This is a genomic window from Flavobacterium sp. LAR06 (assembly GCF_041946075.1).
Classification (GTDB): domain Bacteria; phylum Bacteroidota; class Bacteroidia; order Flavobacteriales; family Flavobacteriaceae; genus Flavobacterium.
Genome location: NZ_JAUTYT010000005.1, coordinates 88,001 through 110,428 on the forward strand (window position 1 = coordinate 88,001; position 22,428 = coordinate 110,428).

At 33.9% G+C, this 22,428-nt stretch carries 20 protein-coding genes; 9 read left to right on the forward strand and 11 right to left on the reverse strand.

Annotated elements, in window-relative coordinates; translation table 11 throughout:
* Position 1 precedes the first annotated feature (1 nt).
* Entirely contained in the window at positions 2 to 1,771 is a 1,770-nt protein-coding gene (locus tag Q7C23_RS08840; protein ID WP_375032171.1) for a RagB/SusD family nutrient uptake outer membrane protein, read from the forward strand.
* A 92-nt stretch (positions 1,772 to 1,863) separates the two neighbouring features.
* Here the strand turns inward: Q7C23_RS08840 and Q7C23_RS08845 are convergent, their stop codons facing one another.
* Entirely contained in the window at positions 1,864 to 3,183 is a 1,320-nt protein-coding gene (locus Q7C23_RS08845; RefSeq protein WP_375032172.1) for a hypothetical protein, read from the reverse strand.
* A gap of 407 nt (positions 3,184 to 3,590) precedes the next feature.
* On the opposite strand from Q7C23_RS08845, the gene Q7C23_RS08850 reads away from it, so the two are divergent.
* The 4 genes from Q7C23_RS08850 to Q7C23_RS08865 all read left to right on the forward strand — a co-directional run bounded on the left by Q7C23_RS08850 (position 3,591) and on the right by Q7C23_RS08865 (position 7,796).
* The gene (locus Q7C23_RS08850) at positions 3,591 to 5,927 is read left to right on the forward strand and encodes an arylsulfatase (RefSeq protein WP_375032173.1); all 2,337 of its coding nucleotides are present in this window, start codon (positions 3,591 to 3,593) and stop codon (positions 5,925 to 5,927) included.
* A 45-nt stretch (positions 5,928 to 5,972) separates the two neighbouring features.
* On the forward strand, positions 5,973 to 6,626 hold the full coding sequence (locus Q7C23_RS08855; RefSeq protein ID WP_375032174.1) for a hypothetical protein: 654 nt from the start codon (positions 5,973 to 5,975) through the stop codon (positions 6,624 to 6,626).
* A 42-nt stretch (positions 6,627 to 6,668) separates the two neighbouring features.
* Positions 6,669 to 7,160: a hypothetical protein gene (locus Q7C23_RS08860; RefSeq protein ID WP_375032175.1), complete on the forward strand. Its 492-nt coding sequence runs from the start codon at positions 6,669 to 6,671 to the stop codon at positions 7,158 to 7,160.
* A gap of 261 nt (positions 7,161 to 7,421) precedes the next feature.
* On the forward strand, positions 7,422 to 7,796 hold the full coding sequence (locus Q7C23_RS08865; protein ID WP_375032176.1) for an STAS/SEC14 domain-containing protein: 375 nt from the start codon (positions 7,422 to 7,424) through the stop codon (positions 7,794 to 7,796).
* A gap of 269 nt (positions 7,797 to 8,065) precedes the next feature.
* On the opposite strand, the gene Q7C23_RS08870 is transcribed toward Q7C23_RS08865, so the two are convergent.
* From Q7C23_RS08870 to Q7C23_RS08880, 3 genes are read right to left on the reverse strand one after another with little or no spacing between them, the layout of a single operon-like run.
* Positions 8,066 to 8,335, reverse strand: coding sequence for a PrgI family protein (locus Q7C23_RS08870; RefSeq protein ID WP_375032177.1), 270 nt, complete (start codon positions 8,333 to 8,335; stop codon positions 8,066 to 8,068).
* A 36-nt stretch (positions 8,336 to 8,371) separates the two neighbouring features.
* Positions 8,372 to 8,785 (reverse strand): hypothetical protein, encoded by a 414-nt coding sequence (locus tag Q7C23_RS08875; protein ID WP_375032178.1) that lies wholly within the window; start codon positions 8,783 to 8,785, stop codon positions 8,372 to 8,374.
* A gap of 14 nt (positions 8,786 to 8,799) precedes the next feature.
* Positions 8,800 to 9,174: a hypothetical protein gene (locus Q7C23_RS08880; RefSeq protein WP_375032179.1), complete on the reverse strand. Its 375-nt coding sequence runs from the start codon at positions 9,172 to 9,174 to the stop codon at positions 8,800 to 8,802.
* 282 nt (positions 9,175 to 9,456) lie between these two features.
* On the opposite strand from Q7C23_RS08880, the gene Q7C23_RS08885 reads away from it, so the two are divergent.
* Together Q7C23_RS08885 and Q7C23_RS08890 are read left to right on the forward strand one after the other, a co-directional pair.
* On the forward strand, positions 9,457 to 9,936 hold the full coding sequence (locus Q7C23_RS08885) for a CinA family protein (protein ID WP_375032180.1): 480 nt from the start codon (positions 9,457 to 9,459) through the stop codon (positions 9,934 to 9,936).
* 174 nt (positions 9,937 to 10,110) lie between these two features.
* Positions 10,111 to 11,133, forward strand: a complete 1,023-nt coding sequence (locus tag Q7C23_RS08890) for an LLM class flavin-dependent oxidoreductase (protein ID WP_375032181.1) — start codon at positions 10,111 to 10,113, stop codon at positions 11,131 to 11,133.
* Between the two features lie 136 nt (positions 11,134 to 11,269).
* On the opposite strand, the gene Q7C23_RS08895 is transcribed toward Q7C23_RS08890, so the two are convergent.
* Positions 11,270 to 11,836, reverse strand: a complete 567-nt coding sequence (locus tag Q7C23_RS08895; RefSeq protein WP_375032182.1) for a hypothetical protein — start codon at positions 11,834 to 11,836, stop codon at positions 11,270 to 11,272.
* 186 nt (positions 11,837 to 12,022) lie between these two features.
* Here Q7C23_RS08895 and Q7C23_RS08900 point away from each other — a divergent pair, with 186 nt between their 5' ends.
* Positions 12,023 to 12,937 (forward strand): winged helix-turn-helix domain-containing protein, encoded by a 915-nt coding sequence (locus Q7C23_RS08900; protein WP_375032183.1) that lies wholly within the window; start codon positions 12,023 to 12,025, stop codon positions 12,935 to 12,937.
* Positions 12,938 to 12,950: 13 nt separating this feature from the next.
* On the opposite strand, the gene Q7C23_RS08905 is transcribed toward Q7C23_RS08900, so the two are convergent.
* From Q7C23_RS08905 to Q7C23_RS08925, 5 genes are all read right to left on the reverse strand, one after another.
* Positions 12,951 to 13,490, reverse strand: coding sequence for a GNAT family N-acetyltransferase (locus tag Q7C23_RS08905; protein ID WP_375032184.1), 540 nt, complete (start codon positions 13,488 to 13,490; stop codon positions 12,951 to 12,953).
* A 964-nt stretch (positions 13,491 to 14,454) separates the two neighbouring features.
* Positions 14,455 to 14,724 (reverse strand): hypothetical protein, encoded by a 270-nt coding sequence (locus tag Q7C23_RS08910; protein ID WP_375032185.1) that lies wholly within the window; start codon positions 14,722 to 14,724, stop codon positions 14,455 to 14,457.
* A 374-nt stretch (positions 14,725 to 15,098) separates the two neighbouring features.
* Positions 15,099 to 17,276: an erythromycin esterase family protein gene (locus tag Q7C23_RS08915; RefSeq protein WP_375032186.1), complete on the reverse strand. Its 2,178-nt coding sequence runs from the start codon at positions 17,274 to 17,276 to the stop codon at positions 15,099 to 15,101.
* A gap of 348 nt (positions 17,277 to 17,624) precedes the next feature.
* Positions 17,625 to 17,837 (reverse strand): hypothetical protein, encoded by a 213-nt coding sequence (locus Q7C23_RS08920; RefSeq protein ID WP_375032187.1) that lies wholly within the window; start codon positions 17,835 to 17,837, stop codon positions 17,625 to 17,627.
* A gap of 166 nt (positions 17,838 to 18,003) precedes the next feature.
* Positions 18,004 to 18,435, reverse strand: coding sequence for a hypothetical protein (locus tag Q7C23_RS08925; RefSeq protein ID WP_375032188.1), 432 nt, complete (start codon positions 18,433 to 18,435; stop codon positions 18,004 to 18,006).
* Between the two features lie 277 nt (positions 18,436 to 18,712).
* On the opposite strand from Q7C23_RS08925, the gene Q7C23_RS08930 reads away from it, so the two are divergent.
* Positions 18,713 to 19,492: a Ku protein gene (locus tag Q7C23_RS08930; RefSeq protein ID WP_375032189.1), complete on the forward strand. Its 780-nt coding sequence runs from the start codon at positions 18,713 to 18,715 to the stop codon at positions 19,490 to 19,492.
* Here Q7C23_RS08930 and ligD read toward each other — a convergent pair.
* On the reverse strand, positions 19,489 to 22,032 hold the full coding sequence (gene ligD, locus Q7C23_RS08935) for a DNA ligase D (RefSeq protein ID WP_375032190.1): 2,544 nt from the start codon (positions 22,030 to 22,032) through the stop codon (positions 19,489 to 19,491). The genes Q7C23_RS08930 and ligD overlap by 4 nt on opposite strands.
* Positions 22,033 to 22,428 lie beyond the last annotated feature (396 nt).

Sequence of the window (22,428 nt, forward strand, 5' to 3'; positions counted from 1 at the left end):
TATGAAGACAAATAAAATTTTTAATATAAAACTAATAGCATTATTCTCTTTCATCTGGTTGTTTGCCAGCTGTACTGATCTTGATGAGGTTGTTCTTGATGAGGTTTTAGGAGATAATGCATCTAATCCTGCAGGTGCACTTGCTGCAGCTTATGATCGATTGGGAGACGGAACTTTTACAGATCACGGAGCCGTTTTTTCTTTACAGGAATACACAACAGATGAAGCTATTTTGCCAACGCGCGGAAGTGACTGGGGTGATGGTGGAAAATGGAGAGACATGCATGAATTTACATGGAAATCTGATAATGCTGTGGTAGGAAATAATTGGAATTTATTAACTAACGGAATTACGCGTTCTCTAACGGCAGTTCAGTCGATTGAAGAAAGCTCGATTCCACAGAAAACCTTGTTTTTGGCTGAAGCTAAAGCTCTTTTGGCGTATTATATGTACACCACTTTAGATTTGTACGGACAAACGCCTTACAGAGATCCGATGAACCCAAAAGCGCCTTTGCAAATTTTAAAAGCCGATACTCAAATTGATAAATTGATCACAGATGTTGAAGCTTTGATTCCTGATTTGGCTCCAATGGGTGAGCAGCAAACGCACCACGGACGTTTTACAAAAGAAGCAGCTTATGCTTTTTTAAGTACAATGTATTTGAACCGTGCCGTTTTTAAAGATCGTTACAATGCTAGTTCAGGCTTTAATTTTAACGAAGCTGCTGTAAGCGGGGGAGGAACAGATATGGACCGTGTTATTTATTACACTTCATTACTTATCAATTCCGGGAAATACAGTTTAGAGAGCGATTATTTTAAAAACTTTGCAAGAGATAATGAAAATGGTAAAGAACTTATTTTTGCTATTTCTCAAAAGATCGATTACATCCGTAACGGTTCTAACAGTTTTGCTTATGTGTGTATGGAGCGTAACCAGAGAACATCAGCAGCAAACAGAGGAACAAATGCAGCTTGTACAACTCCGGAATTTTATGCAACCTGGGATGGTAATCATGAAGATCCAAGATTTCAGCAACATTATCAATATGCAGATGGTACATGGTTTATGAATGATGGTACCGATGTGAGCGTTCCTGCAACAGATATTGTACCTAAAAGTGCTAATTTACCATGGTTCCATTTCAATAGAGGAATTCAGGCCGGACTTCAATACGGGCCAATATTATTGCCTTCAGGATCTTTAGAGATGATTGGCAATCGTATTAAGGTTTCTCCTTTGTACATGGAAAAAAGTACGACTACAAGAATGGATTTTACACCATCACTAACGTTTAAAAATCCAGCTCAGGCTGTTTTTTCCCAAAATGAAATCAATCAGGGAGCGCGTGTTTTTAAATATGAATTTGATCCGGAAGGAGGAAACGGAAACAGTAATGTGGATATTTCATTGTTTCGTTTAGGTGGAATCTACACGATGAGAGCAGAGGCTTATTTCAGAAAAGGAAGTACAGGATTAGCTATGGAAGATTTGAATAAACTGCGTACCAGCAGAAAAAGAGAATCTTTATATGCAAGTGCTCCGGGAAAAGCCTTAACCTCTTTAGATGCCGAGCAATTGTACAAGGAAATTGGTTTCGAATTATACTGGGAATTATACAGAAGACCACAAATGATCCGTTTTGGAAAGTTTGATTTGCCGGGAACCGCAAAAGCGGCTTCGCAGCCTTTTAGAAGAGTATTCCCAATTCCACAGTCAACTATTGATGTGACTAAGGAGTTCAAACAAAATCAAGGATACAATTAAGTTTGTGTTAGTTTATTTTTATTTATTTTTTTTTTACAAAAAGCCTGTTTCGAAAGAGACAGGCTTTTGTTTTTTGACACAAATCAGAAATATTAAACAGTTGGATTAAAATGAATTTCTTCATATAAATCCCAAACACTGCCACTGCTGACAGCTTCTTTCATTTGGGCCATAATAATGTTTTCTCCGTCACATCTTAAATTAATCATGCCGTATTTGATTCTGTTGGTACTGTCGGTAGAACGGGCCAATTCAGTCGAAAAAACCAGCGGTCTTTTTGATTTGGTATATTTTCCGGCACATCCAATAGCATCGGCTCTCGGGTGCGAATAGGTTTCATTATCTCCTGATGAAATTACTGTTGCATACGGATTTACCTTTTCCATGAAATCAGTTGTAAATTCAGATGCTCCATGATGACATGATTTGGCAACATCAACCTCAAAAGGATTTACAGGGTTATAATGTTCCAATAAATGTTCTTCAGCAGGAATATTCAAATCTCCTCCATATAAAAAAGAACGGTTTCCGTAAGTAATTTTCAATACAATGCTGTGTCCGTTTATCGTATGCGCTTCATCATCAAAATATTTATAGGCTAATTTATTGTTGATTTGAGAAGTCACCGGTCCCAAAACTTCAATCTTAAAATTTTTATTGTTGATTAATTTCGGCGTAATAACACTCATATGATCCAAACGCTCAAAATTGGTTAATCGTCCCTGAGAAGTAGCATTGTTGACTGCGGCCAGAAATTTTTCCTGTAAATCAAGCATACCGCCTTTTAGTTTTAAAGCATTGAATTCAGCCAAAGTAGTAAAGGAAGTTTCGAGAAAATATTCATTTGCGTGTTTGGATTTCTTTCCTAATTCGGTATTATATTCCAGTTTTGGGAAATTCACTTTTGCATCATTGAATTTCGCAATTCCGTTATGATAAATGGTTCCGATAGTATAATGATCATCGTTAATAATATCTATTAAGCCCTGATAATGATCTTTGTCAAAATGACTGATGAAGAGATAATCCAGATGGACTTTCTTGTTTTTATCAAAATAATACTTGTATTGCCATTTACTCAAATAGTTACTTAAATTATCATTTGGCCCTCCATCAATGATCATTTTTATTCCGTTTTCATCATTCCCTACTTCAATCAAAGCACCATCACCCTGACCAACATCCACATAAAAACATTTAAGTGATGGAGATAAACCGATGCAGTTTTTGTCAATCCAGCCTTCTTTGCTAAAGGCATAAATTTTTTGCCAGTTGCCATTTTCTTCCGGTAAAACTTTGACAAATGATCCCATCAGAATGGTATTATTTTTTGATTTTGGTTTTCCGTCGGTTCCTATGCTTTTATACATGTGTGCATAAAGCGTTGTAACTACTTTGTAAACTTCTGCCATGTGATTTTTGATTAAAGTTGATACTGTAATTTAATTTTTATAGGAATGTAAGTGCTAAAATGTATTCAAATATATGAAAATCAGTTAAATAGGGTGTTTTGTGTAGGGGATATTTTAATATCTTTACGTTAAATTTTATTTAAATAATGGTTTCAAATTATAAAATGAAACCATTATACAGCAATACCTCAGATATTTATTTTTAAATCTATTTAGCTTTGAAGTGATTTCTGTCGAAAGAATTGAATGAAATAATTATTGAATAAACATAAAGAAACTTGATTTTATTTTTTGTCTAATCATCAAGAATACTTATGAGAATTTAGTTTCAGAATATCGCAATTCAGAATAATTTAAAAATCCCTATTTCTCCAGATTTAATTTGCAAAAAACAAACAAAAAAGAACATGAAAATTAAACTACTTTCAATTTTGGTTACCCTCTGGGGAACTTTTATTTTTTCGCAAAAATCTTTTAGTCAGGATTTTGATAGGAGTTCACTTCCTATTAAAGAACCGGCAAGGCAAACTTATAAAGAACTTGATGCCCGTGATGCCAAAGCACCAGCTCGCTGGGATGTAAAAGCACCAAAAGGAGCACCAAATGTAGTAATAATTTTAATTGACGATATGGGTTTTGGAGCTTCGAGCCGCTTTGGAGGCCCAGTAAATATGCCTGTATTGGATAAACTGAGTAACGAAGGAATTAGTTATAACCGTTTCCATACCACGTCACTTTGTTCTCCTACACGTGTAGCGTTATTAACAGGTTATAATCATCACAGCAATAATGCCGGTTCTATCATGGAAACAGCAACAGCTTTTCCGGGAAATAATGGCATAAGACCTCAAAGCATAACACCTATGGCAGAAGTTTTAAGGCAAAATGGCTACAGTACGGCTGCTTTTGGAAAATATCATGAAACTCCACCATGGGAAATTTCGGTATCTGGTTCATTAGACCGCTGGCCAACTCATTCTGGATTTGATAAATTTTACGGTTTTATAGGAGGAGAAACCAATCAATGGGCACCTTTATTGTACGATGGAACAACTCAGGTAGAACTTTCAAAAGACCCTAATTATCATTTTACAAATGATATGACCAATCAGGCGATTAGCTGGGTTCGTTTTCAACAGGCTTTGACCCCAGATAAACCTTTTATGATCTATTTTGCAACTGGAGCAACCCATGCGCCACATCACGCACCAAAGGAATACATTAATAAATACAAAGGAAAATTTGACCAAGGCTGGGACAAGGTCAGAGAAGAAACTTTGGAACGCCAAAAGAAATTAGGGCTTGTGCCTCAAAATGCAACGTTGGCTCCAAGACCGAAAGATATAAAAGAATGGGAAGGACTGTCTGCCGACGAAAAGAAACTATTTACTCATCAAATGGAAACTTATGCAGGATTTGGGGAACATACAGATCATGAAATTGGAAGACTTTATAATGCAATCGAAGATTTGGGAGTATTAGACAATACGGTATTTATTTATATTGTAGGGGATAACGGAGCAAGTGCAGAAGGAACAATGAATGGTTTATTTAATGAATATACCTATTTCAATGGAATTCCCGAAACAGTACAAGAAATGCTGAAGCATTATGATGAATGGGGCGGACCAAATACCTATCCACATTATGCAGCTGGATGGGCAGTAGCAATGGATTCTCCTTTTTCTTACACCAAACAAGTAGCCTCAGATTTTGGAGGAACAAGAAACGGAATTGTAATTCGTTGGCCAAACGGTATAAAGGCAAAGGGAGAAATACGTTCTCAGTTTACCCATGTTATAGATATTGCACCGACTGTTTTTGAAGCTTGTAAAATCCCTGCGCCAAAAACAGTAAACGGAATTAAGCAGGATCCTATCGAAGGTACCAGTATGCTGTACAGTTTCGATGATGCTAAAGCAAAAGAACGTCATACAACTCAGTACTTTGAAATGTTTGGAAACAGAGCCATCTATCATGATGGTTGGTACGCCAGAACGATTCACAGACCAGCCTGGAAACAAAAACCGGATACTACCTTAAAAGAAGATACCTGGGATTTATATAATTCCAATGAAGATTTTTCTTTGACCAATAATTTGGCCTCAAAAAACCCAGAAAAACTTAAAGAACTTCAATCTTTATTTATGAAAGAAGCCGAAAAGTATCATGTATTGCCTCTGGATGATCGTTTGCTGGAAAGACTAGATGCAGAATTAGTAGGACGTCCTGATGTAATGGGAAAAAGAACCAAAGTCACTTACGGCGAAGGAATGAAAGGAATGGGAACGGATGTTTTTATAAGCACAAGAAACACTTCTTATACCATTACAAGCGAAGTTGAAGTTCAGGAAATAGCAAACGGAGTTTTGGTTTGTCAGGGCGGAAAATTTGGAGGTTTTTCATTTTATATAAAAGAAGGCAAACCTGCCTTTGTCTACAATTATCTTGGACTGGAAACTTATAATGTTCAATCAGATAAAGTATTGAAGCCAGGAAAACACACTATAGTTTATGATTTTAAATATGATGGTGGAGGTTTAGGAAAAGGAGGAACAGGAACTATTACAGTTGATGGAAATAAAGTTGCAGAAGGAAAACTGACCAAAACACAACCTGGGATTTTCTCTGTTGATGATCTTGCTGACGTAGGTACGGATGATGGAACTCCTGTTGTGGATTATGGAACATCATCACATTTTACTGGAAAATTGGATAAAGTAACAATAGAAACAAAAAAATAAATCAAAAATTAAGTCAATTATAAATCAAACTAAAAATCAAACATTATGAAAAAGTATCACTTATTATTCGCAGTTTTTTTCTTTTCGCTGACAATATCAGCTCAAAGTGAAGGGTCATTTTTACTTAATTTATATGGAGGTTATACCTTTTCGGACAAAGTAGATTTTGATTCCTCATACGCACGGGTCGAGGATGGTTTTGAGTATGGTGCAGGATTGGAATATTTCTTTATCGACAACCAATCAATTGAGTTAAAATATAACCGACTTGATACCAATATGCCTTTGTACACAAAAATTCCTTTAAGTGGTAATGGTTCTTTTCCTGCTGGAAGTCAGGTTAATGCCGGAGACGATAAAGGTGCTATCAATTATATATTAGCAGATTATACCTATTATTTTGGGTCAAGTGCTTCGAAGGCCTTGCCTTTTTTAGGTGCTGGTGCCGGTATTGCTATTCTTGAAACACCTCAAAGTGGAAGCGGAACTTATTTTGCTTGGGAAATTAAAGCCGGTGTAAAAGTAAAAACCAATTCACCAGTATCAATCAATCTGCATGCTTATTTACAATCTATGTCAGCAGCTGTTGGATATGATTACTATTGGGACTACTACTGGGGACCTGTGGGAGTTACTGATTATGCATCAACATTTCAGTTTGGACTTGGAGCTGCCATAAGCTACGACTTCAGTAAATAAAAAACAGTCCTTTAATCGAATTTCAATCTTACAAATAAAATCATGAAAAAAATATTTTTAGTAATTGTCTTAGCTTTTACTGCAGGCGGATATGCACAATCTGGTTCGAGTCTGGCAGATGATGTTGCTGTAATTCAGAGTATTTATGGTAAATCTAAAGCAGATTTAGTTAAACAGTATATGAACTTGTCAGAACCACAGGCAGCGGCATTTCAAACCATCTATGATGAATATGAAACGCAGCGTAAAGCGTTAGGACAAAAGAAAATGCAGCTAATTAAAGATTATGCTGATAATTATGATAATCTTGATGATGTAAAGGCTGCAGAATTAACAGAAGCTAATTTAAAAACGAATGCCGAATCAGATAAGCTATTATCTAAAACATTTGGTAAAGTTAAAAAAGCCGTTGGTGGCCGTAATGCTGCAAAATTTGTTCAATTAGAACAATACTTGCAAGTGACAATAAGAGGAGAAATTCAGGATTCAATTCCTTTTATCGACGAAATAGATAAATCAAAAATTTCTAAATAAAAAACAAATGCAACTCCTACGAGTTGCATTTGTTTTTTATTGGTGCTGAGGTTCTAAGATCAAAAAAAACTTATAACCTCTTAGCATCTTAGTCCCTTAGAACCTTCGTGAAAGATAGTTATTTTATAAAATACTATTGCAATGATATAATAGTTAAACCCTATAGTATTGGTATTTTTGATAGAGCTTCACATCAACTGTGAAAAACAGAATCAATGCATAAACTGCATTCCAATTAATAACAATTCAAAATAGAATATCATGATACATCAAATAGACACAACTGATAATATAGTCGCTTTTAGAGCATTGGCAGAAGTAACTAAAGAAGATTTTCTGAGTGTAGTCGTTCCTGCTGTTGAGCATCTAATAAAGCAGACTAATGAAATCAATTTTTTATTGGTTCTGGATACAGATTTAGAAAATTTCACTGCCGGCGCCTGGCTAGAAGATGCATTACTTGGATTAAAGCATCTTGGAAAATGGAACAGAGCGGCTATAATTTCAGATTCAGAAGATATTATTTCGTTTACCAACGGATTTAGTTATGTCGTTCCAGGAGAATTCCACGGATTCAAAAAAATAGATTTCAATAAAGCCTTAAACTGGGTAGAAGGGAATATTAATTTGGCCTGAGCTTAGTTTTTTTGTTTCAGGTTTCAAGTTTAAAGTTAGCCACGAATTCACGAATTATTTTTTACTATGATGTAGAAAAATTCGTGAATTCGTGGCTAACTTTTTAGTCTGCTATTCCGTTGTAACAACCTGAAATTTGAAAAAAAAAATAGCCACGCCTTCATAAATTTTCTACAGAACTGTAGCTATTTATGAATTTTCGTGGCTAATTTTAAAAGTTTGTATCCGTTCCAACACAACTTTAAACAATAAAAACCTGAAACTAAATCTTAGTGATTATACTCAATACCACTACTTTCAGTTTCTGCTTTTTTATCTTTAGATATTTTTGATAGCTTTTTATAGCATGCTGAGGCTAACAATGGTAAGGCAAGACCTCCAACAACAGCTGCGGTCTTACTGTGACCAGCTTTTTTTAATACAGCACCAACAACAAGCGTGCTTATACCAGCGCAAACTAAATTCCTAACAGAAAGTTTAGAGGCCGGATTTGGTGTAATACCGTGTAACAATGGGTCTATGAAATTTAAATTTTCCATGATTAAATAATTTATTTGTTTGAACTTTTTTGTCTTTTATTTTGAGATTTTTTCATTGTCTGTTTCAATCTCGATTTTTTCAATCTCGATTTTTTCAATTTCTACTTTTTCCTTTTTGATAGCTTGTCTTAGCAAAGCCAAAAGGCTCATATAGACATTCGCAACAAAAACTAGCGAGAATCCTGCCAAAATATACCCGCGCCAGTCATTTAACAAAAGTTTATAATCCGTAAAGAATAAACAGGCAATTGTGACATAGTGGCTAAAACAATATTCACACGTAAAAAGATAAAATGCTTTTCGTGACAGTAATGTCCGATCGTTTTTAGAATGTTTGACACACCATTCTCTGGGTTCCCTAAAAATTTCTTCATGCGTCACCGTCCAACTGATGCAGGCAATTGGAACCGCTAAAACAAAAAGCCAAATAATTTGGGTTGAAAGATCCATAAAATGACGTTTTTTTATTCTCTGGGATGTGTTTCAGGAAAATGTTCGGCTTCAAAGTCATCCATTTCATCAAGATCATCATCTATGTGTTCTTCTTCGTCATCCTCAGGTTTACTATGATCATCGACATCATCCGGAACGTATTCTGTATCCTTTTCTTCATCATTGGTAATTAAACCATCTTCATTAATGATCCTTTCTTCGTTAGGAATATTTTCATTTCGGCTGTAATCATTGGTCTCGTGATTAACATCTCCTATAAATTCTCCGTTATAATGCTGTTCATACGGATCTTCCTCTTTTTTATAATTATCGTTATCAATAAGCGTTTCCTGATCTATAAAATCTGGATCTGTCTGACCATAATTTTCATTACTATACTTTTCCATGATGTTTAAATTTTAATTGTTTTTTGTCGAACGGAAGAAAACTTCCAAGGTTTTTACTTTTTAATGGCTTGTATTTTTACAAATTTAGCTTTAGAATGGTTGGAAAGCGTTACAGAAAATCAAATTGAATTTCTATAATTATCAGTTTGTACGGAAATTCCATGTGATTGAGCCCACAAAGTTTAAATCATATAATTTAGGTTCAGAATGATGTAAGTACAAAATTACCAGGCCCTATTATATTTGTCCTTAATGATTTGCATCATTTAAAAATAAAATACTATGGCTTCTCAAAAAGTAACTGCTTGTTGCAAAGCTCTCATAGAAAAAAAATGGACTATCGCTTTTGTGGAAAGTGCCTCTGCAGGAAAACTTAATTATGAGTTTTCTACCGTTTTTGATTCTGGAAAAATTTTAATTGGAGGAATGGTGTGTTATCACACTTCTATGAAAGAAGATTTGCTTCATATTCCGCAGGGAACTATTGAAAAGCACACAGCAGAATCAGCCATAGTAACTAAATTAATGGCACAAAACTTTCACTTACATGTCAAATCAGATGTCTGTGTTGCCCTGACTGGACTGACAACTCCGGGCGGAAGTGAAAGCGAGACAAAACCTGTTGGTACTATATTTATACATATCATATTTCCTGATAAAGAAATTGCTACACGACTTCTGTTTAAGGGTGCTCCTGAAGAAATAATTGATGGGGCAACTGATACGGTAGCAGATTTGATTTTGGAGGAAACTGGAAAGTAATGATTATATACGAAGTAACGAGCAGGATAAAGTTTAAATAGTTTATAGAGTAATCTGGATTCCGAAATATCTATCACCAAAATATAAAATCTCTTGGGTTTACATAGAAAAGGCTGTAGATCCATTCGATAATGATGTGTATATTTGGAATAATAATTATTAATAATGTTACCGATGAAGAAAATAGGATTTTTATCGTTTGGACACTGGGCCAATCATCCTTCCTATCAAACTCGTACTCCAGGGGACACACTGCTTCAGTCTATTGATTTGGCTGTTGCGGCAGAAGAAATTGGTATAGATGGCGCTTATTTCCGGGTTCATCATTTTGCAACGCAGTTAGCATCGCCTTTTCCGTTACTTTCAGCCATAGGTGCTAAAACGAGTAAAATAGAGATTGGGACAGGTGTAATTGATATGCGGTATGAGAATCCGTTGTATATGGTAGAAGATGCCAGTGCTGCCGATTTGATTTCAGGGGGACGTTTACAATTAGGAATAAGCAGAGGATCACCGGAACAGGTCATTGATGGCTGGCGCGCTTTTGGTTATGAACCGATGGAGGGTGAAACTGATGCCGATATGGGACGTAAAAAGGCCTTAGAGTTTTTGGATAAGCTTAATGGTGAGGGATTTGCTGAACCAAATCCGTATCCCATGTTTCCGAATCCGCCAGGATTATTGCGCCTTGAACCGCATTCGGAAGGATTAAGGGAACGAATTTGGTGGGGAGCCGCTTCAAATGCTACGGCAGTTTGGGCAGCTGAAAATGGAATGCATCTGCAAAGTTCTACGCTAAAGTATGACGAAAATGGTAAACCTTTCCATATACAACAAGCGGAGCAGATCAGGTTGTATAAAGAAGCCTGGAAAAAAGCAGGACATAAACACGAAGCAAGAGTTTCAGTTAGTCGTTCTATTTTTGCACTAGTCAACGATCAGGACAAGTATTACTTTGGAGATCAGGGTAAAGGATCTGATAGTTTTGGAAATATAGAAAGAGATAAACGGGCAATTTTCGGAAAGAGTTATGCCGCTGAGCCAGATAAACTCATTGCAGAGCTGGCACAAGATGAAGCTATTCAGGAAGCTGATACCTTACTTTTGACCATTCCCAACACTTTAGGTGTAGATTATAATGTTCACATATTGTCGTCTATTCTAAAATATATTGCCCCTGAGCTTGGTTGGCGCTAGAGTTTTTAAAACAAATATAATAAAGCCTTCTTATGTGTTTAGAAAAGAAGGCTTTTGCTATTTTTAGGTGTGAAGAAACTTAGCACAGCCGAACAAAACAAACTTTAAATTAAGCTGTGTTTCATAATTTATTTAATTAACAACCGTCTTTGTTGACTTCACGTTTATAAAGTATTTTGCCATCTTTTTCTACATAGTCGCCCGCTATTATGGGATAGGAATATTTTGGCGCTTGTGATATGTGATGGCTTCTTATAATTATTTTGTCGTTTACTTTCAGCTGATGTAATTGCTCAAATTCATATTTAAAACTCAAGATATTAGTGCCAACTCTTTCTGGTCCAAAAACAAGAATATAATCGTCACCATTAATATTGACCATCATACCGAAACCTAATCTTGAGTCTGGCGGAAGAGAAAGAGAGGTCACAACTGCTTCCATATTGGTGTACTCTATAACGGACTTGCTTATTTTAGTAACGCTGGAATGCACTTTTTGACCGGCCGGAGATACTTGCCATTTTTTGTATAGGACACCATCAGGTGTTGCTTCCCATTTTTTTAATGCAGCTTTCCTTTCAGCAGCAGAGAGAGGCTTTGGCATTGACTTTTTAGGCGTTTCATTTTTAGTTATACGATTAGCAAATACCGCACCGCTTACCACAACCAGTGATAAGATTAGCACATAAAGGATTTTTTTCATCTTTTTGTTGTTTTAAATTAGTAATAAAGTTTTATCTCATTTTTAAGTTTATGAAGTAAAATTACTTTACTATTTTGCGGATTGTGGGCTTATAATTGTAAATAAAAATGTAAACTTTGTAAATAAAAACTTGACACTATGTTTAATAACAGAAAAATGTAAACTTTGCAAATAAAACTTGAAACTATGTTCAATAGCAGAAATCTCCTTTCAGGAAAACGCAAATACATGTTCGGATTACTGTTTCTCTCCATGATCTGTGTAATCTGTGCTGCTTTTAGCACTGAGGATAGTGATGACTTTAACTTTGCCAGAAGAGAGGTTTTACTCCGTAGAATTGGACATGAAATACTCTTGCAGTCGGGCGATAGTATATCAAGAGTGCTGCCTGTGGAAAAAATTGCGGAAAATGAATATCTGATTCGTTTTGAGAGTGATTTTACTTTTCAACCGGACAGCTTAATGAATACGACCAGTCGCTTTTTAGACGAAGCCCCGTTTGCGGGTAATTATATTGTTAACGTTTTGAACTGTAGTGATTCAAGTGTAGCCTATGGATATGCTATATCCAAAAACAAGAAAGATAATATTGTAGCCTGCTCAGGAAGAAAGCAGCCCAAAGCTTGTTATACCATTAGTATTAAGTTTAAACCAACAGGCATACATATAGTTAAGAATGGATATCTTCTGGGAGGTCTGTCCTTTTTAGGATTTTTAGGATTTATTCTTTTGAAACCTTTTAAGTCGAAAAAATCTTTATCTAAAAATGGACATAACGATATAATCACTATTGGCTCCGGGCTGTTTGATACGATAAACAAGAAACTTATTGTAAATGAAAAGACAATAGACCTAACCGGAACGGAAACCCGTTTACTGCTCATTTTTGCATTGTCTCCCAACGAGATTATAGAGAAAAACCGAATTCAAAAAGAGATATGGGAAGATGAAGGTGTTATTGTAGGACGCAGTCTGGATATGTTCATATCAAAACTTAGAAAAAAACTGGAATTTGATCCAAACATAAAAATTGTTGTTGTACGCGGGAAAGGGTATAAGCTTGAGATTGGCGCTATAAAAAATACAATGAACTGCTGTTAGCTGTTCAGGCTTTTTAATCATTTTTTAGTTTCGAGTAAATATCTACATTTAGATATTCACCATTTTTAATTTCACACTCTCGCATTGTTCCTTCGAGTTTAAAGTTCATTTTTTCAAGAGCTTTTTTACAGTTTATATTTCCACTATCAACAAATCCTTCAATTCTATTTAAGTCGAGTTTGTTAAATCCGTAATCACAAATTAAAGGAAACGCTTCTTGCATAAAACCTTGTCCCCAAAATTCGGATAATAGCCAAAATCCAATTTCGGATTTTTTATGTTCTTTGTTCAAGTTATTAAATCCTCCTGCTCCATAAAAAATATTATTGTCAAGAGAACTAATAGTCCACCAAATTCCCGTCTCATTTTGTTCCAAATTTCTATACCAAATCATTTGCTCTTTAGTAGCTTCTAAAGAGTCGAAACTAACTCCATAATATTTAATTACTTTAGGATTTGAAAGCCCTTTATAAATATTTTGAATGTCGGTTGGTGTTATTTGTTTAAATATAAGTCTTTTCGTTTTTAAGGATGGGAAAGAAAGTGATTCCATTTTTAAGTTTATTGTTTTTGTTCGGTTTGTTTTAGATGCCAGCTAACGTTTTGGTACTACAGCGGGTTTGTGACTAAACTAAGCCCATTATTCGGATTTGAAAAATCATTCAAGCACAAAACTAACTTTCCTTTAAGGCTAAAACCCCAATCTCGCCAAAAGGCTGTTACGCAGGGTGTTTTGTTAAAATTACAATTAAACCGCAAACTTTTCACGTTTCTGTTGTCAAAATCCAACGTTCACGCTTCTGCTTTTTGCTTCACAATTTTCCATTTTCGATTTCAATTGTTTTGATTTTTTTAATAAACTCTGGAATTAATAAAATCAAAACGATTAGTAAACAAAACAACAGCGACAGCCATACTCTAAATGGATTAAAAATAGGTGACGAAAATAATAGTAGCGACAAACTAAAAAATATCCAAGTAAATGTTTTTCTATTCAATATTAAAGTTAACACGTTTTGAATTAATACAATGATGAAAAAAGCAAGTATAATAAAAGGAAATATAGTTCCTAAAACTAGTTTTTGATTTGGCGTTATCGTTAGATAAACTAATGCAAGGAGGAAGGAATAAAATACGGTTTGTACTATACTATTTAAAAATCCAAATACTAATATTCGTTTCATATTTACACGATAAAGTTATTTTCTACCTAATCTAAATGCATTGTTTTGTCAAAATAAAGATTTTACGTTTTTACTTTTCATATTTCAACTTTCTACTGGCAAGTTCCAACTCTCACGATGCTACTTTGTCTACTTCTTGCTGAAAAATGTTTATTTTCTAATTGTTTTTTATCTGCGTAATTTTGGTGCAACTCCCGCATAACGTTCCGATACTAGAGCGGGTTTGGGACTAAATTAAGCCCTGTTTTCGGATTTGCTAAATCATCTCAAATACAAACCATTTTTTCTTTAAGCCAATTGCCTAAATCTGTTGTAGCTGTTAGTAGACTTTGCTTAATCTTCTGTAGCAAAATATATCAACAAGCATATTACAAATATTCCAAACTCTATTATTGATAATCTTTTTGGATTTAAAAATGATGCGAGCACTCTGTCGATTGCTAACAATACGGCTAAACCGATTACAATTCCAAATACTAAAACACCACCAAGACTAGCTCCGCCTGTTAAAGTCAAACAATAAAATCCGAATGGAATTCCCGCTACTATTCCAATAATGGAAAGAACAGAAACGAAAGTTGGCTTAAATTTTTCTATATTCATAACATATTGCGTTTTCTTCTGTCGAGATAAAACCATTTAATATTCAGCGCAACCATAAGCACTAAAATGATTCCAATCCATATATAATCACCTATTGGAAGATTTTTGAGTTCTGGTTTTTGAATTTTCCCAAAAAGTCCAATAGAATAGGGAACGAGTAGATAAATCGTTATAAATAAGAATATAAATTTCAAAATAAGCCTCATTTCAATTGTGATTTTTTGTGGCAATGGCTATTAACGTTCTGGTAATACATCGGTTTGGGACTAAATTAAAGCCTATTTTCAGATTTGCCAAATCTTCCCCAATACAAAACTAACTTTCCATTAAGTAAATTACCCAAATCCGTTGTAGCAGCTGTTAAGCGTTAGGTTTTATTTTGCTAACGAATATGTTTCCCAAAATTCGTTATTGTAATTTTTCGATTGAAATGTATTTTGTTCGTCTTTGAATTGGATTGAAGTTGGATTCAAATTATTGAAATCGCTCCAAAGTGAATTTAATTCTATTTCAAAAGGTTTTGAATTATTTTCATTATCTAATATTTTTCCAGATTGAATTATTTCAGTTTTTGTGAGATAATATAAATCATTTACTTTGTTGTAATAACTTGTTATGGATTCTTTTAATAGTTCCTTATTGATGTATTTTTTATCCCAACCATACAACTCAAAGTCTTGATTTATTTCTTTTTGATTTTCTTTTGTCTCCCAATTTTCAATAATCTTAACTATAGCAAAATCTTCTTTGTTGATGTATATTGTGCCCGAATAATTGGTAAGTAGCGATCTTCCAGTATAATTGTAATGGTCTCTATCTGTATTGAAATCAATTACATAAACTTCTTTTTCATTGTAAATTTCATTTTCAATTTGTGAGAATCCGAACTTTTTAAATTTTCGACTTTCTAAAAAGCGAGAGTACATTATGGGATTATTATAGGTTAAATTTCTGAAATTTCTAATATTGGTCGGTTCATAACCATTTTTTGTATTCCACCTGATTTCTTCTAATAATTTTGTGTTTCTATTACTGTTTTGGTTGTATCCAAAATCATATTGTTTGAAAATTAAATCTAAATTTAATTGCATATTGTCTTGAACAGTAACGACTATATTCGAAAACATTTTTGAGTTAAAAGCGAAAGTTGGATAATTCGTTTTAATATTATCAATAACTTTTTTTATAATTTTTAGGCTTTCTTTTTTATGGTTTACAATTTTAACCTCTTCAAGAATGATAGGTTTTTTATCTCCTGTTTTTGTTGTTGTTTTAAAATTATTAATGTCAAATCTATTTGTTTCATTTGTTTCGCTTTCATCTGTTTTGGAATTTAAAATATTTCCATTTTCTATAAAAGTGGATTGACTTGTATTGTTAAAAAACAGGTAACCATCGTGAACTAAATCTGGTTGCAAGTCAATGAAAGTGATGGGACTGAAGAATCTCGATGATTGCTTTTGTTTCATTTCATCCTGATTAGAAGAAATAAACAAGTAAGGTTTTTTTTTGTTTTTTAGATAATATTCAAATGAATTTTCAGTAACAATTGCTTTTTCCCATTTGCCTTGTAAATAAATAGAATCATAGGCCGTTACTGCCGCCAGACTATACACTTTTTCTTTAAGTGCTTTTTTTATGTAAGAACCCATGGGAATAAAATCTTTAATAATTGATTCATTTATTGAAGACATATCGTTCGCAAAATGTTGATTTGCGCCCCAACAAATTATTTTTTCATTAGGATGGTTTTTAATATAAGCTAGAAGGTTACTAGCCATTTGTTTATCACGAATATTGTCTTCGGCTGTTGTGTTGAATGTACTTGAAATGGATACTTTTTTATAACTACTTTCCCCCAATGACATCAAGTTTTTAATGATTTGAATCCAATAAAACTGTTCTTCATTTTTTTGCTTTTTAGAAACAGCTTCCAGTATTTTAGAAAGTGAGTTTTTAAATTCACTATAATTAATATCTTTTTCATCAAAAACACCATAATACATTGATTCCATTTGTAATTCTAAATCTTCTTGATCTAAAGTGATTTGAATCTGGTTTCTATTACAATATTTATATAAATCTTTGATTAAGTTTTGTTCGCCATATTTCCCCGTAATTTGATTGTCAAAACCAAACAGTTTTAAGTTGTTTTTATTTGCGTCATAAAAATCAATAAAACTTTGAAATTCTTTTGTTTTACTCCAAATTTGGAATAATGATTTTTCAAATGCTTCTTTTGTGTTTTTCCCATTATTTATATCCTCTTGTGCTTTCCAAACATCGTAAACACCAGATTCAAATGCAATGGTATTAAATCCCATTTCCCGATGAAGATATTTTACTATTTTGGTTTTCATCTCAAATACATTTCCATCATAATGAGATTTTTCTCCAATCATAATAATTTGAATATCTTTTAATTCCTCTTTCAAAAAAGAAAAATCTTCTACATTTGGATTTTCGGGTAGTGTTACTATTTTCGGATTAAAATCTTGTGCGTTAGCACAAAAACAAATTAAGAAAAATATAAAATTTGCTATTCTTTTCATTTTTAGATTTTAGTTTCTGTTTTTTACGTTCAGCCGTAAACTGACAGCTAACGTTCTGCCACTACAGCGGGTTTGGGACTAAATTAAGCCACATTCTTCGGATTTGCGAAATCATTACAAATACAAGACCAACTTTCCATTAAGTCAATTGCCCAAAATCCGGTGAGTGGCTGTTAGCGGTAGTTGTTTTTAATCTTCACCTAAATATTCAGTTTTACCGTTTTTAATATCAACTTCAGCAAAACTATGTTTTCCAAAAACAATTAACAATTTATCTGCTTTAAGTTTTATAACTCTTATTTCAGGTTTTCCAACGCTCGGTTTTCCACAAACTGAAATTATATTTGTTTACCATTTTAATTTTCCATTTTCGTAAGCCGACAAAGTTTGGATGTCTTTTTCAATGTAATAGACAACATTCTTACTTTTTATTCCTCGCATTTTTGATTCAAAAGAAAGATTCAATTCTGTTTTTTTTGAAACTAGATTTTTATCAAAGCTTTGAGCAAAACTTGTCTGAGTAAAAATAATTAAAACTAAGAATTTAAAAATGTTCTTCATAAGCAAAATCGTGTTTACAATTACCACTAACGTTCTGGCACTACAGCAGGTTTGGTACTAAATTAAGCCCTATTCTCAGATTTGCCACTCGAGATAGCGAACAGGCGAAACAAATCATTCCAAATACAAAACCAACTTTCCAGTAATTCTATTGCCTAAATCCGTTTTAGCTGCTGGCAGATCGGTTATGTTCAGATTTCCCTTTTGTAGTTTCCAATTTTGTTAGTTCTTTTTCGTCGAATTCAAAACTTTCGTTATTTCCATTTGTCCTTTTGACATTTACAATTATGTTCTTTGGAATTCTCTGATTTTTTATGAGATGCTTTTTATATAAATAAGCAATGTTTTTAGAATTTATTATAAGGTTTGTTGAGTTGTCTTTTAAAGAGTCACTATTAGTAATGTCAATTATGTAATCTTTTTCTTCATTACGCGGTCCTACTTTCATAGGTCTTGCATCTATTTTTTCAGGATAATATAAATTTCCAATTTCTTGGATGTAAGTGTCATCTAAATCTTGACCATCATCAGTCTTCTCTTTTTCCACTTTACAAGAGAATGCAAAAATTAGTAGTGAAAATAATAATATTTTTTTCATAGTATTTTTTTGCCGGTTATTTGTGACTGTCTGCCAACTTGTACATATGTATGAAAAAATCATTACAAAGCTACCCAAATCAAGATAGATATGTCAGATTCTAATCACACCTTATCTATTTCAAATATATCATTTTCTTTTTCCAAATTATAAAACTATTCAACAATCAACATACAAAACTATTTCAAATCGTTATTTTATAAAAGATTTCCAATATCATATAATAGAAATTCACAACTCTGCTTTAAATTTAAGTCAATTTAAAAACAAAGAAATCATGAGATCAATATGGACAGGTTCAATCAGTTTTGGTTTAATTAATATTCCGATTAAGTTGTTTTCGGCAGTGCAGGAGAGTAGTCTTGATTTGGATATGCTCGATGCAAAAGATCTTTCAAATATCATATTTAAAAGATTTAATGAAAACACGGGTAAAGAAGTAGCGTACGGAAACATCATCAAAGGCTATAAAATCGAAGACAAATATGTAATTCTTGAAGATGAAGATTTTCAGGCTGCCGATGCAGTAAAAACCAAAACGATCGATATTCAGAGTTTTGTAGCAGAAAAGGAGATTGATAGCATTTATTACGAACAGCCATATTTTTTGGAACCAGACAAAGGAGCCATGAAAGCCTATGCCTTACTTCGTGACGCGCTGGCAGCTTCCGGAAAAGTGGGAGTAACGAGTTTTGTTTTGCGAAATAAAGAAAGCCTTGCGATTTTAAAACCCTATAAAGATGTAATTGTTTTAAACCGAATCCGTTTTGAACAGGAAGTTAGGGATCCATCCGAATTAAAACTTCCGCCAGTTGCTAAAACCAGCACAAAAGAAATGGATATGGCCGAAAAATTAATTGATCAGCTAACCGAGAAATTTGATATCAGCAGTTTTAAAGATGAATACACCGCTAAACTTTTGGACATCATTAAAAAGAAAGCCAAAGGAAAAGAGCCTAAAAAACCAACGGAACTTAAAGTGGTTCACAAACAAACCGACGATCTTATGGAAATGCTGAAAGCCAGTTTAGAAACTAAAAAGAAAAAATCATCTTAACCCCTGTCTCGATCTTCAATTTTTTTGATAATTTTTTTAACGTTGGCTCCTTTTTCTAAAACAGGTTTCCATAAATCGCCTTTTTTCTCAAAACGGCTCAAAACGTTTTTTATAGTAAATTGTGATGGATGCAAATCATCATTTACTTCGCTCCATTCTAAGGGCGTAGAAACTGTCGCGCCCGGTTTAGGGCGAACAGAATAAGGAGCAGCCAGCGTTTGTCCATGTCGGTTTTGTAAAAAGTCGATATAAATTTTACGGTCTCTTTTTTTGATGCTTCGTTCCAAAGTTGTGGTTTCCGGTAAGCGCGATTGCACTTCTTTGGCTATTAATTCAGCTAATATTTTAGTAGAATCGTAGTCATACTGCGCTCCCAGCGGAATATATACATGAAGTCCGGTAGCACCCGAAGTTTTGCATAAACATTGGGTTTCGAGTTCATCCATGACTTCTTTGACGGTTAAAGCCGTTTTTACTACTTCTGTAAAATCTTGCCCGTCAGGATCTATATCAATTACCAGCCAATCGGGATTCTCAATATGCTGAATGGTGGAATTCCAGGGATTGATTTCGATACAACCCAAATTTGCCATATAAAGCAAAGTTTCTTTATTGTTGCAAATCAAATAGTTCACATCAGCATCATTCGATTCTGAGAATATTTTTTTTGTTTTCAGCCATGACGGACTTTTCTCAACATCTACTTCTTTTTGATAAAAACTGGTGCCGGCTATTCCGTTTGGAAAACGATTCATCGATTGCGGACGATTTTTTAAATAGGGAAGGATAAGATCAGCCACTTCGTTATAATACTGAACGATTTCTCCCTTGGTAATTTTGTCATCCGGAAAATAAATTTTGTTCTGATTGGTCAAATGAAGAACTGTTTTTCCCACTTTCAAATCATAATCATTTTCCGTTTTGTTTTTTTGAGTAGAATCATTCATTTTTTCTTCTTTTTTTAATTCCGTTGTATTTTTAATAGCTGTTGGCAGAAAAACTTCTTTGGGTTTTTTGTCTATTCTCAAACCAAGATAAACCGGATGTCTAAGGCGTTTATCATCTGTCCATTCAGAAAATTTTATTTGACAGACTAATTTGGGTTTTACCCACTGAATGGTATCCCGAAGACCTGTTTTTTCGTTTAAAGGAGAATCAGCAATAAAATACGGCTGTAATTTAGTATACAGTTCTTCTAATATCTGTTCTGTAAAACCGGTACCGCATTTTCCAATATACTGAAGTCTTTTTCCGTAATACTGTGCCATTAGAATAGCGCCAAAATGCTTTCTTGAATTTTTAGGTTCAGTAATCCCAATGATAATTACTTCTTCCTGATTGGCGGTTTTAATTTTTAGCCAGTCATGCGAGCGTTTGTCTGATAAATAAACACTGTCAGCTTTTTTAGCCACAATCCCTTCTTCTTTGTTTTTGGTAGCAAGTTCAAACTGTTTTATCCCGTCTCCAATAGAATGATCGGCATAGAAAATATTACTGAATTTGTATTTATTGAATAAAATTTTCAAAAGTTCTTTTCGATCCAGAGTGGATAGTTTAGTAATCAGGTTTCCGTCTAGATTCACTAAATCGAAGACATAATACTTTAAATTCCCGAAACCTGTTTTAAGGTAATTCTGAAGCAATTGAAAACTGGCTTTGCCTTGTTCATCTTCCACTACAACCTCACCATCTAATACAACCGCGTGATCAATTTTTTTTAATTCTTCGGCAATAGGTTTAAAATTGGTATTGAACGAAATTTCGTTTCTGCTGTATAATTCAACATCTTCGTTTGGGTTTATGACCGCAATAGTTCTGTAACCATCATATTTATTCTCGAAAATCCAGTCTTCATCATCAAATGCCTTATCGGTGATTGTGGCCAACATCGGTTTAATGAATTCGGCAGGTTTGTCCGTCTTTTTAATGGTTTGTTGGGTTTGATTTTCTTTTTCAGAATCTGTTTCCTTTGTTTTTTCACCCAAATCAGCTAAAGTCCTTCTCGAAATAACCGATTTATCTTTTTCTAATATGTCCGTATCATTAACATATTTGTCATTTTTTTTGATCAGTAACCAGGCATTTTCCTGTTTTCCATTTAATTTAACTAAAGAGAATTCACCTTTGAGTTTTTTACCTGTAAGGACAAAACTCAGACGCCCCTTTTTTAAATTTGCCAACAAGGTTCGTTCGGGTGATGCTGTTTTCTCAGAAGGAGTATAGGTTCCGTTATCCCAAACAATAACATTTCCAGCACCATAATTCCCAGCCGGAATAGTTCCTTCAAAATCTTTATAACTGTACGGATGATCTTCAACCATCATTGCAAGTCGCTTTACATCAGGATCCATTGAAGGCCCTTTTGGAACTGCCCAACTTTTAAGAACACCATCCATTTCCAGTCTAAAATCATAATGCAAATGTGATGCGGCATGTTTTTGCACAACAAAAATCAATTTATTGGCAGATTTTTCAACTTTACCTTTGGGTTCCTGTGTTTGCTTAAAATCTCTTTTTTTATTGTATTTGGAAAGTGACATAAGTTAGAATTGATGCGTTAGAAAATGAGTGAATACCCCAAACTATATAGATATACAGCTTAAAATAATTTAAGTAAGTGTGATACTGGCTAATACAACAAATATAAAATCGAAAAGGAGGAAATTTTTTATAACATTCTGTCTGACGATTTCATAATTATCAGATTTTATTGCGTTTTGCTCAATTATTGTGGCAATCTGTTTTAAACATAGCCAATGGTTTTAACTATTGGAGTGTAATTTAATGCGTTACTAAATTATTGAGATGTGTTTATGGTGCGTTTAGAGTACGTCTCCCAGGTGTCCCAGGGTTGAAATCTCGGGCTATACTTGAATTTTATTGCGACAATCTATTTTAGACATAGCCCGAGGTTTCAACCTTGGGGCACAATTATA

Bases quoted from the DNA above. Each gene is read 5' to 3' on its own strand.
- Q7C23_RS08875 (WP_375032178.1), bottom strand. From the start codon at position 8,785: ATGGATCTTTCAACCCAAATTATTTGGCTTTTTGTTTTAGCGGTTCCA.
- Q7C23_RS08885 (WP_375032180.1), top strand. From the start codon at position 9,457: ATGGCTTCTCAAAAAGTAACTGCTTGTTGCAAAGCTCTCATAGAAAAA.
- Q7C23_RS08860 (WP_375032175.1), top strand. From the start codon at position 6,669: ATGAAAAAAATATTTTTAGTAATTGTCTTAGCTTTTACTGCAGGCGGA.
- Q7C23_RS08840 (WP_375032171.1), top strand. From the start codon at position 2: ATGAAGACAAATAAAATTTTTAATATAAAACTAATAGCATTATTCTCT.
- Q7C23_RS08925 (WP_375032188.1), bottom strand. From the start codon at position 18,435: ATGAAAAAAATATTATTATTTTCACTACTAATTTTTGCATTCTCTTGT.
- Q7C23_RS08845 (WP_375032172.1), bottom strand. From the start codon at position 3,183: ATGGCAGAAGTTTACAAAGTAGTTACAACGCTTTATGCACACATGTAT.
- ligD (WP_375032190.1), bottom strand. From the start codon at position 22,032: ATGTCACTTTCCAAATACAATAAAAAAAGAGATTTTAAGCAAACACAG.
- Q7C23_RS08895 (WP_375032182.1), bottom strand. From the start codon at position 11,836: ATGAAAAAAATCCTTTATGTGCTAATCTTATCACTGGTTGTGGTAAGC.
- Q7C23_RS08905 (WP_375032184.1), bottom strand. From the start codon at position 13,490: ATGGAATCACTTTCTTTCCCATCCTTAAAAACGAAAAGACTTATATTT.
- Q7C23_RS08850 (WP_375032173.1), top strand. From the start codon at position 3,591: ATGAAAATTAAACTACTTTCAATTTTGGTTACCCTCTGGGGAACTTTT.
- Q7C23_RS08910 (WP_375032185.1), bottom strand. From the start codon at position 14,724: ATGAATATAGAAAAATTTAAGCCAACTTTCGTTTCTGTTCTTTCCATT.
- Q7C23_RS08915 (WP_375032186.1), bottom strand. From the start codon at position 17,276: ATGAAAAGAATAGCAAATTTTATATTTTTCTTAATTTGTTTTTGTGCT.
- Q7C23_RS08855 (WP_375032174.1), top strand. From the start codon at position 5,973: ATGAAAAAGTATCACTTATTATTCGCAGTTTTTTTCTTTTCGCTGACA.
- Q7C23_RS08900 (WP_375032183.1), top strand. From the start codon at position 12,023: ATGTTCAATAGCAGAAATCTCCTTTCAGGAAAACGCAAATACATGTTC.
- Q7C23_RS08930 (WP_375032189.1), top strand. From the start codon at position 18,713: ATGAGATCAATATGGACAGGTTCAATCAGTTTTGGTTTAATTAATATT.
- Q7C23_RS08865 (WP_375032176.1), top strand. From the start codon at position 7,422: ATGATACATCAAATAGACACAACTGATAATATAGTCGCTTTTAGAGCA.
- Q7C23_RS08920 (WP_375032187.1), bottom strand. From the start codon at position 17,837: ATGAAGAACATTTTTAAATTCTTAGTTTTAATTATTTTTACTCAGACA.
- Q7C23_RS08890 (WP_375032181.1), top strand. From the start codon at position 10,111: ATGAAGAAAATAGGATTTTTATCGTTTGGACACTGGGCCAATCATCCT.
- Q7C23_RS08880 (WP_375032179.1), bottom strand. From the start codon at position 9,174: ATGGAAAAGTATAGTAATGAAAATTATGGTCAGACAGATCCAGATTTT.
- Q7C23_RS08870 (WP_375032177.1), bottom strand. From the start codon at position 8,335: ATGGAAAATTTAAATTTCATAGACCCATTGTTACACGGTATTACACCA.